Source organism: Pseudomonas sp. GD03903 (assembly GCF_029840045.1).
GTDB classification, from domain to species: Bacteria; Pseudomonadota; Gammaproteobacteria; order Pseudomonadales; family Pseudomonadaceae; genus Pseudomonas; species Pseudomonas pseudonitroreducens.
Genome location: NZ_JAOCBT010000003.1, coordinates 426,663 through 440,408 on the forward strand (window position 1 = coordinate 426,663; position 13,746 = coordinate 440,408).

The 13,746-nt window shown below is 66.4% G+C and carries 13 protein-coding genes; 12 read left to right on the forward strand and 1 reads right to left on the reverse strand.

Annotation, left to right across the window (positions count from 1 at the left end; translation table 11 throughout):
- Positions 1-47: 47 nt before the first annotated feature.
- The 5 genes from N5C91_RS06905 to N5C91_RS06925 all read left to right on the forward strand — a co-directional run bounded on the left by N5C91_RS06905 (position 48) and on the right by N5C91_RS06925 (position 6,739).
- The gene (locus N5C91_RS06905; RefSeq protein WP_279828665.1) at positions 48-2,327 is read left to right on the forward strand and encodes a beta-galactosidase; all 2,280 of its coding nucleotides are present in this window, start codon (positions 48-50) and stop codon (positions 2,325-2,327) included.
- 117 nt (positions 2,328-2,444) lie between these two features.
- Entirely contained in the window at positions 2,445-3,590 is a 1,146-nt protein-coding gene (locus N5C91_RS06910) for a serine hydrolase (RefSeq protein ID WP_279828666.1), read from the forward strand.
- 260 nt (positions 3,591-3,850) lie between these two features.
- Positions 3,851-4,642: an OmpA family protein gene (locus tag N5C91_RS06915; RefSeq protein ID WP_236174728.1), complete on the forward strand. Its 792-nt coding sequence runs from the start codon at positions 3,851-3,853 to the stop codon at positions 4,640-4,642.
- A 108-nt stretch (positions 4,643-4,750) separates the two neighbouring features.
- Positions 4,751-5,398 carry a pyridoxamine 5'-phosphate oxidase gene (pdxH, locus tag N5C91_RS06920; RefSeq protein WP_236199614.1) on the forward strand — a complete coding sequence of 216 codons (648 nt, stop codon included), beginning with the start codon at positions 4,751-4,753 and terminating at the stop codon, positions 5,396-5,398.
- A 201-nt stretch (positions 5,399-5,599) separates the two neighbouring features.
- Positions 5,600-6,739 (forward strand): glycerate kinase, encoded by a 1,140-nt coding sequence (locus tag N5C91_RS06925; RefSeq protein ID WP_236199615.1) that lies wholly within the window; start codon positions 5,600-5,602, stop codon positions 6,737-6,739.
- Here N5C91_RS06925 and N5C91_RS06930 read toward each other — a convergent pair.
- Positions 6,724-6,960, reverse strand: coding sequence for a hypothetical protein (locus tag N5C91_RS06930; RefSeq protein WP_236174725.1), 237 nt, complete (start codon positions 6,958-6,960; stop codon positions 6,724-6,726). The genes N5C91_RS06925 and N5C91_RS06930 overlap by 16 nt on opposite strands.
- Positions 6,961-7,165: 205 nt before the next feature.
- Between N5C91_RS06930 and N5C91_RS06935 the strand changes: the two genes are divergently transcribed.
- The 7 genes from N5C91_RS06935 (at position 7,166) to N5C91_RS06965 (ending at position 13,585) form a co-directional block, all read left to right on the forward strand.
- On the forward strand, positions 7,166-7,630 hold the full coding sequence (locus tag N5C91_RS06935) for a glycine zipper 2TM domain-containing protein (RefSeq protein ID WP_045209875.1): 465 nt from the start codon (positions 7,166-7,168) through the stop codon (positions 7,628-7,630).
- A gap of 257 nt (positions 7,631-7,887) precedes the next feature.
- Positions 7,888-10,683, forward strand: coding sequence for a monovalent cation/H+ antiporter subunit A (locus tag N5C91_RS06940; protein WP_279828669.1), 2,796 nt, complete (start codon positions 7,888-7,890; stop codon positions 10,681-10,683).
- Positions 10,683-11,015: a Na+/H+ antiporter subunit C gene (locus N5C91_RS06945; protein WP_236174723.1), complete on the forward strand. Its 333-nt coding sequence runs from the start codon at positions 10,683-10,685 to the stop codon at positions 11,013-11,015. The genes N5C91_RS06940 and N5C91_RS06945 overlap by 1 nt, the downstream gene beginning before the upstream one ends.
- Positions 11,012-12,508 carry a monovalent cation/H+ antiporter subunit D gene (locus tag N5C91_RS06950; protein WP_279828671.1) on the forward strand — a complete coding sequence of 499 codons (1,497 nt, stop codon included), beginning with the start codon at positions 11,012-11,014 and terminating at the stop codon, positions 12,506-12,508. Before N5C91_RS06945 ends, N5C91_RS06950 begins: the two co-directional genes overlap by 4 nt.
- Entirely contained in the window at positions 12,505-13,005 is a 501-nt protein-coding gene (locus tag N5C91_RS06955) for a Na+/H+ antiporter subunit E (protein WP_279828672.1), read from the forward strand. The genes N5C91_RS06950 and N5C91_RS06955 overlap by 4 nt, the downstream gene beginning before the upstream one ends.
- Positions 12,990-13,259 carry a K+/H+ antiporter subunit F gene (locus N5C91_RS06960; RefSeq protein WP_236174720.1) on the forward strand — a complete coding sequence of 90 codons (270 nt, stop codon included), beginning with the start codon at positions 12,990-12,992 and terminating at the stop codon, positions 13,257-13,259. The genes N5C91_RS06955 and N5C91_RS06960 overlap by 16 nt, the downstream gene beginning before the upstream one ends.
- Positions 13,256-13,585, forward strand: coding sequence for a Na+/H+ antiporter subunit G (locus tag N5C91_RS06965; protein WP_236199619.1), 330 nt, complete (start codon positions 13,256-13,258; stop codon positions 13,583-13,585). Before N5C91_RS06960 ends, N5C91_RS06965 begins: the two co-directional genes overlap by 4 nt.
- The last annotated feature ends 161 nt before the right edge of the window (positions 13,586-13,746 follow it).

The following is a 13,746-nucleotide window of genomic DNA, read 5'->3' on the forward strand; positions in this document are numbered from 1 at the left end:
AAACGATCGCCCGCCGTCCGGCGGGCGTGTTGCAAGGATTCGAATCCATGACATCGATGCGTTGGCATCTGCCTCTGCTGCTCAGCCTGGCCATCGCCAGTGCCCCGGCCTGGTCGGCCGGCGGCAATGAAACCCTGTTCAACTTCGTCAAGCCGATGGGGGTGGTCAGCGTCACCACGCAGAACGCCGACCTGCCCAGTTCCACTGCCGAGGCCACGCCCGAAGGCGAAATCCTGCGCCGGGTGAACTTCAACCCCGCGCCGCAACCGACCCTGCGCCTGGCGCCATCCAGCGGCAGTTGGGATTTCTCCCAGGCCGACAGCATCAGCCTGCGGATCCAGAACGCCATGGACTGGGCCATCACCCTGGAAGTGGAGATCGAAGGCGTAGCCGGCGCCCCCGGCCTGCGTGCGAGCATCGCCTTGCCGCCGGGGCCGGCACAGACCCTGGTGATCCCGCTGCACGCCATCGCCCCGGAAGACTTCGGCATGCGTGCCGGCGTGCCTATGCCCGCGACACAGGACGGCCAGCGCCTGCTGCTGGCGAGCAAGGTCAGCGGTGAGCTCAACCGCAGCCAGGTTGGCGCGGTGAAGCTGTTCCTCACCTCGCCCAAGGCGGCACAGGACATCCTCGTTGGTCGTTTCGGCACCCGTGCCGGCAACGACGAATACCACAAGGCCTACGCCGGCATCGTCGACGGCTTCGGCCAGTCCACCCGCAGCGACTGGCCGGAGAAGGTGAAGAGCCCGGAGCAACTGGCCAACGCCTGGAAGGCTGAAGGCGAGCAACTGAAGAAGTGGCAGCCGGCGCCAGGGCGCGACGCCTTTGGCGGCCTACTCGATGGCCCGGCCTTCGAAGGTACCGGCTTCTTCCGCACCGAGAAGCGCAATGGCCGCTGGTGGCTGGTGACGCCGGAAGGGCATTCGTTCTGGTCCATGGGTGTCAACGCGGTGAACGCCGACAGCAGCCAGACCTACGTCGAAGGCCGTGAATACATGTTTGCCAGCCTGCCCAAGGAGGACGAGCCACTGGCCGCCTTCTACGGCCAGCGCGACGACCGCAGTGGCGTCGGCGCCCAGCAGGGGCGTGCCTTTGGCAACGGTCGCTGGTTCGACTTCTATGCTGCCAACCGCTTCCGTGCCGATGGTGGCCTGACTGCCGATGCCGCAGCCGCCGCGTGGCGCGAGCGCACCGTACAGCGCCTCGGTTCCTGGGGCTTCAATACCCTGGGCGACTGGAGCGATCCGGCCTTCGCCGACGATCCGCGCATGCCCTACAGCGTGCCGCTGTCCATCAGCGGCGACTATGCCACGGTGAGCACCGGCTACGACTGGTGGGGCGCCATGCCCGATCCGTTCGACCCGCGCTTCGCCATGGCCGCCGAACGGGCCATCGCCATCGCCGCACGCGATCATCGCGAGGACGCCTGGCTGCTGGGTTACTACGCCGATAATGAGCTGGCCTGGGCCGGCCGTGGCGACGACGACCAGGCGCACTTCGCCCTGGCCTTCGGCACGCTCAAGCTGTCCACCGACAGCCCGGCCAAGCGCGCCTTCATCAAGCAGCTCAAGGACAAGTACGAGGATCACGAGCAACTCGCCGAGGCCTGGGGCGTGCAGCTGGGTTCCTGGGAAGACCTCGATGCGCCGGGCTACCAGGCGCCGCTGCCGAGCGAGGTTCACCCGGCGATCGCCCAGGACTACAGCGCCTTCCTGCGCCTGTACGCCGACCAGTACTTCAAGACCCTGAAGGACTCGCTGCAGTGGCACGCGCCGAATCACCTGCTGCTCGGCCCGCGCTTCGCCGTCAGCACGCCGGAAGCGCTGGCCTCCTGCGCGCAGTATTGCGACATCCTCAGCTTCAACCTTTACGTGCCGTTGCCGCAGCAGGGCTTCGATGCCAACTACGTGCGCAGCCTGGACAAGCCGGTGCTGATCACCGAGTTCCACTTCGGCTCCCGCGACCGCGGGCCGTTCTGGGGCGGCGTTGCCGAGGTGTACACCGAGCAGCAGCGTGGCGAGGCGTACCAGCGCTTCATCGCCGAGGCGGCGAAACAACCGAATATCGTCGGCGCACATTGGTTCCAGTACCTCGACCAGCCGGTGACCGGCCGCCTGCTCGATGGCGAGAACGGCCATATCGGTTTGGTCGGCATCACCGACCTGCCGTTCACCGGCTTCGTCGACGCCGTGCGCAAGGCCAACCAGCAGACGCTGAAAGGTATCGACGAGCTGGCCCGTGCCGCCGCCAAGGTCGCGCCGGAGCCCAAGCCGAAACCGGCGCCGGCCGCCGATGACAGCGACGATGAGGAGCAGGCGTCGCAGTGACGGCGCGGCGATGATCGGACATTCGCGGGACCACACCCTGCCTTCGGCAGGGTTCCCAGGGGCAGAAGGCGCTGAAACAATGGCGCTTCCTGCCCCTGTGCATTTCCGGAGCCTGAGATGACCCTGAACGGCCACTGCGATCCGCGTTTCACCCCCGTTGCCGATGCTTTCAGTGCGCTGTTCGAAGACCCGCAGGAGCGCGGTGCGGCGCTGTGCATCCAGGTCGGCGGCGAAACCGTGGTCGATCTCTGGGCCGGCAGTGCCGGCAAGGAGCCGGGCCAGGACTGGCAGGCCGACACACTGCTCAACCTGTTCTCCTGCACCAAGACTTTCGCCGCCGTCGCCGCACTGCAACTGGTGGGTGAGGGCCGTCTGGAACTGGACGCCCCGGTGGCGCGCTACTGGCCGGAGTTCGCCGCCGCAGGCAAGCAGGACATCACCGTACGCCAGCTCCTCTGCCATCGCGCGGGGCTGCTGGCGATCCGCGAGCCGCTGGCGCCCGAGGCGCTGTACGACTGGGACAGCATGACCGCCGCGCTGGCCGACGAAACGCCGTGGTGGACACCCGGCGCCGAGCATGGCTATGCCCCCATTACCTACGGCTGGCTGATCGGCGAAGTGATCCGCCGTGTCGACGGTCGCGAGCCGGGGGCCGCCATCGTCGCGCGCACGGCCACGCCACTGGGACTGGACTTCCATATCGGCCTGGATGACAGCGAGTTCCACCGCGTGGCGCACATCGCCCGGGGCAAGGGCAACCTGGGCGACGCCGCGGCGCAACGTCTGTTGCGAACCATGATGACCGACGCCGCCGCACTCTCGACCCGCGCCTTCACCAACCCGCCTTCGGTGCTCACCAGCACCAACAAGCCGGAATGGCGCCGCATGTCTCAGCCCGCCGCCAATGGCCATGGCAACGCACGCTCGCTGGCCGGCTTCTACAGCGGCCTGTTGCAGGGCAAGCTGCTTGACGACGCGTTGCTGGCCGAACTCACTCGTGAACATGCCGTCGGTGAGGATCGAACTTTATTGACCTGTACGCGCTTCGGCCTGGGCTGCATGCTTGACCAGCCGAGTGTGGCCAACGCCACCTACGGCCTTGGTCCGCAGGCTTTCGGGCATCCCGGCGCCGGCGGCTCCATTGGCTTCGCCGATCCCGAGCGCGAGCTGGCCTTCGGTTTCGTCGTCAACACGCTCGGCCCGTACGTGCTGATCGACCCGCGCGCACAGCGCCTGGCGCGTCTCGCCGGCGACTGCCTGTAGCGACGAACGGGAGGAACCTTCCTCCCGCCGTACCTTCTCAAGGTCGTCCGCTTTTGCCGTCGGCAAGTATTGCGCCGGCATTCCGCTCCAGGTGCCGATGAGCGCCGCTCGTCAGTTCGAGATTAAAATCTCGTTCCAACTGAGTAAGTTATGTACAACTCTTAAGCTGATTGCTGAAGTCAGGGTGCCGCTGCTCGCCAGTCGCGCCCGGCCTCCCTTCATCCCCCGACTTGTGGATCGCTCCCATGAACGTGCTGCCCATGAATGTGTTGAAAGTTTCCACGCTTGCCCTCTGCATGGGCCTCGCCGCCTGTAGCCAGTTCCAGTCCAGTGATTCGACCAAGGCGCCGGACAATGTCGCGGCAGCAGCCAAGCCCGCCGCCGGCACCGGCCATTGGTGGTGGCCATTCGCTGCCGGGGACGAAGCGACTGCCGCCGCTCCCGCGCCGCAGCAGAAAGCCGTGGAAGCGCCCAAGGTGGCCGAAGCGGGCAGCAAGCAGCCCGGCGGTCATTGGTGGTGGCCGTTTGGTGTCAGTGAGAGCAAGCCGGGTGCCGAGAAGGCCGCCAAGCCGCAATCCGTGCAAGTCAGCAAGGAGTGGCTGGACCAGCACGAGAAGTCCCTGCGCGCGGCAGTTGCCGGCAGCAAGTTCACCGTCGAGCGCCGCGAGAATGCCCTGGTGCTGATTGCGCCGGTGGAAGGCTCGTTCAACCCCAAGCGTCCTGAACTGCTGCTGCCGATTACCCTGGCGCCGCTGGGCAACGTGGCGAAGATGCTGCAGAACGATCCGGAGAGCGGTGTGCTGGTGCTTGGCCACAGCGACAGCTCGGGCGACAAGGCGAGCAACGACAAGGTCAGCCTGCAGCGCGCCCAGGCGGTGTCCTCGATCTTCCGCCTCAGCGGGTTGGGTGCCGACCGTCTGCGCCTGAAGGGCGTCGGTTCCAGCCTGCCGCGCGCCGACAACGCCAGCGCCGAAGGTCGCGCGCTGAACCGCCGTGTCGAAGTGCTGGTAACCCAGCGCACCAGCCTGCTGGCGCTCGCCCAGGCCAACTGATCCGCCGCAGGCAAAGCGTCATTCCGCCTGGAATGACGCTTGTCGTGGATCAAGCGCGAAGGCGCAACTCTGGATAAGCTTAGGGACCTCTTCTGCAGGAGATTTCCGATGGCCCAGACCCTGGCCGATATGCGTCGCGAATACACCCGTGACGGACTGACCGAAACCCAGGCTCCCGCCGAGCCGTTCAGCCTGTTCAACCAGTGGTTCGAGGACGCGGTGAAGACCGAGCAATTGCCGGTCGAACCCAACGCGATGATGCTCGCCACCGTGGACGCCGACGGCCAGCCGCACTGCCGCGTGCTCCTGCTCAAGGGCCTGGACGAGCGTGGCTTCACCTTCTTCAGCAACTATGAAAGCGCCAAGGGCCAGCAACTCGGGGAAAACCCGCGTGCGGCCATGACCTTCTTCTGGCCGGCCCTGGAGCGCCAGGTGCGTATCGAAGGACGAGTCGAGAAGGTTTCCAGCGAAGAGTCCGCCGCCTACTACCGTGTGCGCCCGCTGGGCAGCCGGCTGGGCGCCTGGGCGTCACCGCAGAGCCGGGTGATCGATGGCCGTGGCGAGCTGGAGCAACTGCTGGCGGAGACCGAACAGCGCTTCGCCGACAGCGCGCCAAGCTGCCCGGACTTCTGGGGCGGCTACCGCCTGCTGCCGAGCCGCATCGAGTTCTGGCAGGGCCGCCCGAGCCGCCTGCATGATCGCCTCAACTTCCGCAACGAAAATGGCGCCTGGGTGCGCGAACGTCTCGCTCCCTGATCTTCTGCTCTTCGTAGGAGCGAGCTTGCTCGCGATCTGCCTCACTATTGGGGTTGTTCGCGAGCAAGCTCGCTCCTACAGGTCAACTCAATTTTCAGGCCTGAATCGGACCGATCGCGGACGAAGTCCGCTCCTACGCACGCCGGAGTCCGTGCTGCGGTGTAGGATGCCCAGCATCCTCCCGCTCAACGGACCTGTCCCATGAAAGTCGTCATCGCTCCCGACTCCTTCAAGGAAAGCCTTTCCGCCCCTGAGGTCGCCGAGGCCATTTCCCGTGGCTGGCTGCGCGCCCGGCCCGATGACGAAACCCTGCTGCGGCCCATGGCCGACGGCGGTGAAGGCACGGTGGATGCGGTGCTGGCTGCGCGGCCGGGCGAGCGTCGCGAATTGCTGGTTTGTGGCCCGCTGGAGCAGCCGGTAACGGCGCACTGGGGCTGGCTGGAAGATGCCACGGCGGTGATCGAGATGGCCGCTGCCAGCGGTTTGCACTGGGTGCCGGAAGGCAAGCGTGACGCCACCCGCACCACCAGCCGAGGTACCGGTGAGGTGATCCGGGCGGCGCTGGATGCCGGTGCGAAGAAGATCATCATCGGCCTGGGTGGCAGTGCCACCAATGACGCTGGCCTGGGTCTGCTGCAAGCGCTGGGTGTGAGTTTCCTCGATGGCGAGGGCAGCGAACTCGGCGCCGGCGGAGCGCAACTCGCGCAGCTCGAGCGCATCGACCTGTCGGGGCTCGACCCGCGACTGGGCGCGGTCGAGTTTGAAGTCGCCGCCGACGTCAACAATCCCCTTTGCGGCCCGCATGGCGCTTCGGCCGTGTTCGGCCCGCAGAAGGGCGCCAACCCGGCGCAGGTGCAGCAGCTGGACGCCGCGCTCGAACGCTTCGCCGAAGTGGCGGCGCAGGCCCTCGGGCAGGATCACCGCCTGTTTCCTGGTGTCGGTGCCGCAGGTGGCCTGGGCTTCGCTTGCCGGGCCGTCCTCAAGGCACGATTCCGCCCGGGGATCGAACTGATCGCCGAATTGTCGGAACTGGAACCGGCGCTGACCGGCGCCTCACTGGTCATCACCGGGGAAGGGCGGCTGGACGGCCAGAGTCTCCACGGCAAGACACCGGTGGGCGTGGCCCACGTTGCCCGGCGCGTCGGCGTGCCGGTAATCGCCCTGGCGGGCAGTGTCGGCGAGGGGCTGGCCGAATTGCGTGAAGTGGGAATCGAGGCGGCCTTCAGCCTGGCGCCGGGCCCCATCACCCTGGCCGACGCCTGCGCCCGGGCGGCGCAGGAGCTGGAAAACCGCGCCGAGGCGCTGGCACGCTTCTGGTCGCTGGCTCAGGCCGCGCGATAGTCGTCAGCGGCGCGCTGCAGCCAGTCGGGGAGGTCGCGGCGCTTCACCTTCTGGCGCTTGGCGTCAGCCAGGCGTTCGAGCAGGTAGGTGCGTTTGCGCGGATCATCACCGGCCAGCGACAACGCCAGGTCGCGGTCCATCCAGCGACGGATGCGCCAGTAGATCCACCAATGGAAGTACAGGCCGGCGGCGGTGGTGACGACGATGATGAAATAGTCCATGGGAGTATCCGTGCGGGGCGCTTCTGCGGCGGGCGCCAGCCTAACCGATCCGCCGACAGGAAAAACTGAGCCACGGCAGGCGTTTTCGGTGGATATGGCACAAACTGTACGAAAGCTGAATCGAGATCAGCTGTTTCACGACCTGGCGTGACAGGCGGGCTGTCGTCGGAGTCTAATAGTCGTAGCCCTACTCGGAGGTTCCCTAATGCGTAAAACTGCCCTGATCGCCGTGACTTTCGCGGCCCTGGCCATGACCCTCGGTGGTTGCCAGTCCAGCCTGACCGGCGACACCTATACCCGTGAAGAAGCACGCACCGTGCAGAACGTTCGCATGGGTACCATCCAGGCCCTGCGCCCGGTGAAGATCGAAGGCACCAAGACTCCCATCGGCTCGGTTGCCGGCGCCGCGGTTGGCGGTATCGGCGGCAGCGCCATCGGTGGCGGCAAGGGCAGCTATGTCACCGCCATCATTGGCGCCGTGGCCGGCGGCCTGCTCGGCGCAGCGACCGAAGAAGGCCTGACCCGTACCCAGGGTGTGGAAATCACCGTTCGCGAAGACGACGGCAGCACTCGCGCCTACGTCCAGCAGGTCGACGAAGGTGCCGTGTTCCGCGTTGGCGAGCGCGTGCGCATCCTCACCGTCAACGGTACCAGCCGCGTCGCTCACTGACCGGCATCGGCTGCCCACCTGTGGCAGCCAGCGAAAAACAGCGCGCGACAGTCGACCCGACTGTCGCGCGCTATCGTTTGGGGGATCGGAAAATCCGTCGCAGCTCAATGCAGCTGCGGCTCATGGCTGTATTTTCGTAATAATTCAATCCATGACGCGTAATCGATAGATATGGATAATCGTCGCCTTTGCAAGCCGGCCGCCTGTGCGCGGTGTTGTCTGCCAGAACGCCGTCCTGCGGTGAAAAGGAGTAGGTCATGACGTTGGCGCTGATTATCGCGCTGCCTTTCTTCGGGGTTTTGCTGCCGCTGCTGACCGAGCGTTTCGGCCGTACCGCCTGCGCTGCCGCCACCGGCCTGGTGCCGTTGCTGGGCTTGATCCTGCTGCTGGGGCAGGGCTCGGTGCTGGGTTCCGATGCGCAGGTGTATCGCCAGCAGTGGCTGCCGGAGCTGGGCCTGAACCTCAGCCTGCGCCTGGATGGCCTGGGCTTCCTGTTCGCCCTGCTGATCCTCGGCATTGGCCTGCTGGTGATCCTCTACGCCCGCTATTACCTGTCCGAGAAGGAGCCCGCAGGGCGCTTCTTTGCCTTCCTGCTGCTGTTCATGGGCGCCATGCTCGGCGTAGTGCTTAGCGAAAACCTGCTGCTGATGCTGGTGTTCTGGGAACTGACCAGCCTGTCGTCGTTCCTGCTGATCGGCTTCTGGGGGCATCGCTCGGATGCGCGCAAGGGCGCGCGGATGTCCCTGGCGGTCACCGGTGGCGGCGGCCTGGCGCTGCTCGCCGGCATCCTGTTGATCGGCCACGTGGTCGGCAGCTTCGAGCTGAGCACTGTGCTCGGCGCGCGCGAGGTGCTGCAGGCCAGCCCGCTGTTCCCGCTGGCGCTGTGTCTGGTGCTGCTGGGCGTGTTCACCAAGTCGGCGCAGTTCCCGTTCCACTTCTGGTTGCCCCACGCCATGGCGGCGCCGACGCCGGTGTCGGCCTACCTGCACTCGGCGACCATGGTGAAGGCCGGCGTGTTCCTGCTGGCGCGCCTGTATCCGCTGCTGTCGGGCAATGACCTGTGGTTCTACCTGGTCAGTCTGACCGGCCTGGCGACCCTGCTGATGGGCGCCTTCATGGCGCTGTTCCAGAACGACCTCAAGGGCCTGCTGGCGTATTCCACCATCAGCCACCTGGGCCTGATCACCCTGCTGTTCGGCCTGGATTCGCCCATGGCCAACGTCGCGGCGATCTTCCACATCATCAACCACGCGACCTTCAAGGCCTCGCTGTTCATGGCCGCCGGGATCATCGACCACGAGACTGGCAGCCGCGACATGCGCCGCATCAACGGCATGTGGAAGTACATGCCGCACACCGCCGTGCTGGCGATGGTGGCGTCGGCGTCCATGGCCGGGGTGCCGCTGCTCAACGGCTTCCTCAGCAAGGAGATGTTCTTCGGCGAGACTCTGGCGCAGAACATGATGGGCAGCTTCAACTGGCTGATTCCGGCGCTGGCCACCCTGGGCGCGCTGTTCTCGGTGAGCTACTCGGTGCGCTTCATCCACGATGTGTTCTTCAATGGCGAGCCGATCAACCTGCCCAATCCGCACCCCCACGAGCCGCCGCGCTACATGAAGGTGCCGGTGGAAATCCTGGTGCTGATCTGCCTGCTGGTCGGCGTCATGCCGGGAGTCATCGTCGGGCCGCTGCTGGCCGGCGCCGCGGCGTCGAGCCTGAACGGTGCGCTGCCCGAGTACAGCCTGGCGATCTGGCACGGCTTCAACGCGCCGCTGGCCATGAGTTTCGTGGCGAGCGCCGGTGGCGTGCTGCTCTACGTGCTGCGCAAGCCACTGTTCGACTGGTACGCCGGGTTGCCGGCGATGGATGCCAAGCTGGTGTTCGAGCAGCAGGTGCAGCGCGTGGCGCGCTTTGCCGCGCGCGCCACCGACTTGCTGGAGAACGGCTCGCTGCAGCGCTATTCCATGCTGCTGGTGCTGGCTGCCGTGGTCGTGGTGTTCGCCGGTCTTGCACCGCTGCCGGGTATCGAGGGCGCGCGTGCGCAGACGCCTCTGGATGGCATCACCGCCCTGGGGCTGGCACTGCTGGCCGTCGCCGGCCCGCTCACCGTATGGTTCCACCGCCAGCGCCTGACCGCACTGGTCATCCTCAGCATCGCCGGGTTGCTGGTGGCGCTGGCCTTCGCCCGCTTCGCTGCGCCGGACCTGGCGCTGACCCAGCTGTCGGTGGAGGTGGTGACCATGGTCCTGCTGATGCTCGCGCTGTACTACCTGCCAGCGCGCACGCCGAAGACTTCCAGCAGCCTGCGCCGCTTGCGTGATTTCGTGATCGCCGTGGGTGCCGGGGTAATGGTCACGCTGCTGACCTATGCCGTGCTCACCCGGCCGTACGACAGCATCGCCGGTTACTACCTGGAGAACAGCGTCACCGGTGGCGGCGGTCACAATGTGGTGAACGTGATCCTGGTGGACTTCCGTGGCTTCGATACCCTCGGCGAGATCACCGTGCTGGCCATCGCCGCCGTCGGTATCTTCGCGCTGCTCGACGGCCTGCGCCTGCTGCGCCGCGAGCAGGACGACGAAGGCCGCGCCTGGGCGAAGGATCGCTTCCCGCCCATCCTCGCCGCGCTGTCGCGCCTGCTGCTGCCGCTGGCGCTGCTGGTTTCGGTGTTCATCTTCCTGCGCGGGCACAACCTGCCGGGTGGCGGCTTCATTGCGGGGTTGATCACCTCGGTGGCGCTGATCCTCCAGTACATCGCCTGTGGCAGCCGTTGGGTGAACACGCGCCTGCCGCTGGACTACAGCCGCCTGGCCGGCCTCGGTGTGCTGATCGCCGGGCTGACCGGCCTGGGCGCCTGGTTCTTCGGTTTCCCGTTTCTCACCTCGGCGTTCGGCCACTTCCACATTCCGCTGGTGGGCGAGATCGAGCTGGCTACCGCCATGCTCTTCGACCTGGGCGTGTACTTCACCGTGGTCGGCGCGACGCTGCTGATTCTTTCCGGGCTGGGTTCGGTCACCGCGCCGCCGGAGCCTCTGACCAAGGAGGCGCACTGATGGAAGCGCTGTTCGCCATCGCTCTCGGCCTGCTGACCGCCAGCGGCGTCTACCTGCTGCTGCGCGCACGCACTTTCCCCGTCGTGCTGGGGCTGACCTTGCTGTCCTACGCAGTGAACCTGTTTCTCTTCGCCATGGGCCGCCTGGCCGGTGACCCGGCGGTGGTCGGCAAGGTTGCCAATGCCGGCGATCCGATCCCCCAGGCGCTGGTGCTGACTGCCATCGTCATCGGCTTCGCCATGACCGCCTTCGTTATCGTCCTGGCTCTGCGTGGGCTGGCGGAGACTGGCGGCGATCATGTCGATGGCGGTAATGGGGAGGAAGGCCGATGAACCACTGGCTGATCCTGCCCGTCCTGCTGCCGCTGTTCGCCGGCTGTGCGCTGCTGCTGGTTGGCGAACGCCTGCAACGAGCCCTGTCGTTGCTCGCCACCTTGGCCTTGTTGCCGCTTTCCGCCGTGCTTTTGCAACAGGCCGACAGTGGCGTGGTGCAGTTCTACGCGCTGGGCAACTGGCAGCCGCCGTTCGGCATCATCCTGGTGCTGGACCGCCTCAGTGCGCTGATGATTGCCGCTACTGCGCTGCTCGCCAGCCTGTCGCTGATCTACGCAGTGCGCGGGGACGACAAGCGCGGCAAGCGCTTCCATCCGTTGTTCCAGTTCCAGTTGCTCGGGCTCAACGGTGCTTTCCTCACCGGCGACCTGTTCAACCTCTTCGTGTTCTTCGAGATCCTGCTGATCGCGTCCTATGCGCTGTTGCTGCATGGCGGCGGGGCAGGGCGGGTGCGCGCGGGTGTGCACTATGTGGTGCTCAACCTGGTTGGCTCGGCGTTCTTCCTCATCGCCGTGGGCACCCTCTATGGCATCACCGGCACCCTGAACATGGCGCACATGGCCGAGCGCGTGGCGCAGTTGAGCGCCGAGCAGGCGCCGCTGGTACGTGCGGCGGCGCTGTTGCTGCTGGTGGTGTTCGGCCTCAAAGCGGCGTTGCTGCCGCTTTACTTCTGGCTGCCCAGGGCCTACGCCGAAGCCAGCGCGCCGGTGGCGGCGCTGTTCTCGATCATGACCAAGGTGGGCATCTACTCGATCCTGCGCGTGTATACGCTGATCTTCGGCGAGCAGGCCGGCGAGTTGGCGAACCTCGCGCAGGCCTGGCTGTGGCCACTGGCGCTGGCCGGTATCGTGGCCGGTGCGCTGGGTACCCTGGCGGCGACCACGCTGCAGGGCCTGTTGTCGTATCTGGTCGTGGTATCGGCCGGTACGCTGCTGGCGGCCATCGCCCTGGGCACGCCGGAAGCGTTGTCCGCCGCGCTTTATTACCTGCTGCACAGCATCTGGGTGGCCGGCGGCCTGTTCCTGCTGGCCGACCTGATCGCCCGCCAGCGTGGTGACAAGGCTGGCCGGCTGGTGCAAGGCCCGGCGTTGCTGCAGCCGCATCTGCTGGGTGCTGCGTTCTTCTTCGGCGCCATCGCGGTTGCCGGGTTGCCGCCACTGTCGGGCTTCCTCGGCAAGCTGATGCTGCTGCGCTCGGTAAGCGGCGGCAGCGAGGCTATCGCGCTGTGGAGCGTGGTGCTGGTGAGCGGGCTGGTAACCATCGTTGCCTTGAGCCGCGCCGGTAGCACGCTGTTCTGGCGCACCGGGCACACCGTGCTGGGCAGCGCCGAACGTGAACCGGTGAAGCTGCTGGCGGCCTTCGGCCTGCTGGCCAGCGCACCGCTGATGGTGGTTGCCGCGCGGCCGCTGATCGACTACACCCAGGCCGCCGCCCTGCAATTGCTGGATGCCGGGCTGTATCGCCACGCAATCCTGCTGGGAGGTGGCGCATGATTCGTCGTCTGCTGCCACACCCGCTGCTCAGCGGCGTACTGCTACTGACCTGGTTGCTGCTGGTCAACGATTTCTCTCTGGGCCATTGGCTGCTCGGCGCCTTCCTCGGCCTGGCGATCCCGCTGTTGTGCCGCAATCTGCTGCTGGCGGCGCCACGCATCCAGCGACCTGGGCTGCTGCTGCGCTTCATCGGCCTGGTGCTCTACGACATCGTGGTGGCCAACCTGCAGGTGGCGAAACTGGTGCTGGGGCCGAAGGCCAACCTGCGGCCCGGCTTCGTGGAAATCCCGCTGGAGCTGACCGATGACCTGGCCATCAGCATCCTCGCCAGCGTCATCACCCTGACCCCGGGTACCTGTTCGGCCGACTTGTCCACCGACCGCCGCAGGCTGCTGGTCCATGGCATCGATGTGCCCGATCCGCAGGCGCTGGTCGCGGATATCAAGGCGCGTTACGAGGCGCCGCTGAAGGAGGTATTCGCATGCTCGGCATCGTGATCCCGATCTGCCTGGTGCTGCTGGGGATCGCCGTGCTGCTCACCGTGGCGCGGCTGGTTCGCGGGCCGTCGGTGGCGGACCGCATCCTGGCGCTGGATACCCTGTCGGTGGAAGCCATCGCGCTGATCGTGCTGTTCGGCATCTGGAAGGGCAGCGGCCTGTACTTCGAGGCGGCGCTGCTGATCGCGGTGATGGGCTTCGTCAGCACCGTGGCGCTGTGCAAGTTCCTCCTGCGCGGAGACATCATCGAATGAACATGCTCATTGAAGCGCTGGTCTGCTTCCTGCTGCTGGCCGGCAGCCTGTTCGCCCTGCTCGGCGCCATCGGCCTGTACCGGCTGCCGGACTTCTACACGCGCCTGCACGCACCGACCAAGGCCTCGACCCTGGGCGTGGGCGGCGTGGTGCTGGCCTCGCTGCTGTACTTCAGCACGCGCGGCGAGGGCGTGAGCCTGCACGAAGTGCTGATCACGGTGTTCCTCTTCATCACCGCACCGGTGAGCGCGCACCTGCTGGCCAAGGCGGCGATGCAGCAGCGCGTGCCGGTGCAGCGGGGGACCAAGGGCAAGCCCTGGGACTGATTTTGAGCTTTGATTGCGATGCTTCTGGTTGGGGTGGTTCAGCATCGCTTTGGCGTACGCGCGGACTCTGTGTTTCGCCCCCTCGGGCGAGTCCCTTTTGTCAAACGCCACAAAAGGAACCAAAAAGTCTTGCCCCGGACATCCGGTTTTTCGCTTAGGCG

Excerpts from the sequence above, each read along its gene's own strand:
- N5C91_RS06905 (WP_279828665.1), top strand. The coding sequence starts at position 48 with ATGACATCGATGCGTTGGCATCTGCCTCTGCTGCTCAGCCTGGCCATC.
- N5C91_RS06910 (WP_279828666.1), top strand. The coding sequence starts at position 2,445 with ATGACCCTGAACGGCCACTGCGATCCGCGTTTCACCCCCGTTGCCGAT.
- N5C91_RS06915 (WP_236174728.1), top strand. The coding sequence starts at position 3,851 with ATGAATGTGTTGAAAGTTTCCACGCTTGCCCTCTGCATGGGCCTCGCC.
- pdxH (WP_236199614.1), top strand. The coding sequence starts at position 4,751 with ATGGCCCAGACCCTGGCCGATATGCGTCGCGAATACACCCGTGACGGA.
- N5C91_RS06925 (WP_236199615.1), top strand. The coding sequence starts at position 5,600 with ATGAAAGTCGTCATCGCTCCCGACTCCTTCAAGGAAAGCCTTTCCGCC.
- N5C91_RS06930 (WP_236174725.1), bottom strand. The coding sequence starts at position 6,960 with ATGGACTATTTCATCATCGTCGTCACCACCGCCGCCGGCCTGTACTTC.
- N5C91_RS06935 (WP_045209875.1), top strand. The coding sequence starts at position 7,166 with ATGCGTAAAACTGCCCTGATCGCCGTGACTTTCGCGGCCCTGGCCATG.
- N5C91_RS06940 (WP_279828669.1), top strand. The coding sequence starts at position 7,888 with ATGACGTTGGCGCTGATTATCGCGCTGCCTTTCTTCGGGGTTTTGCTG.
- N5C91_RS06945 (WP_236174723.1), top strand. The coding sequence starts at position 10,683 with ATGGAAGCGCTGTTCGCCATCGCTCTCGGCCTGCTGACCGCCAGCGGC.
- N5C91_RS06950 (WP_279828671.1), top strand. The coding sequence starts at position 11,012 with ATGAACCACTGGCTGATCCTGCCCGTCCTGCTGCCGCTGTTCGCCGGC.
- N5C91_RS06955 (WP_279828672.1), top strand. The coding sequence starts at position 12,505 with ATGATTCGTCGTCTGCTGCCACACCCGCTGCTCAGCGGCGTACTGCTA.
- N5C91_RS06960 (WP_236174720.1), top strand. The coding sequence starts at position 12,990 with ATGCTCGGCATCGTGATCCCGATCTGCCTGGTGCTGCTGGGGATCGCC.
- N5C91_RS06965 (WP_236199619.1), top strand. The coding sequence starts at position 13,256 with ATGAACATGCTCATTGAAGCGCTGGTCTGCTTCCTGCTGCTGGCCGGC.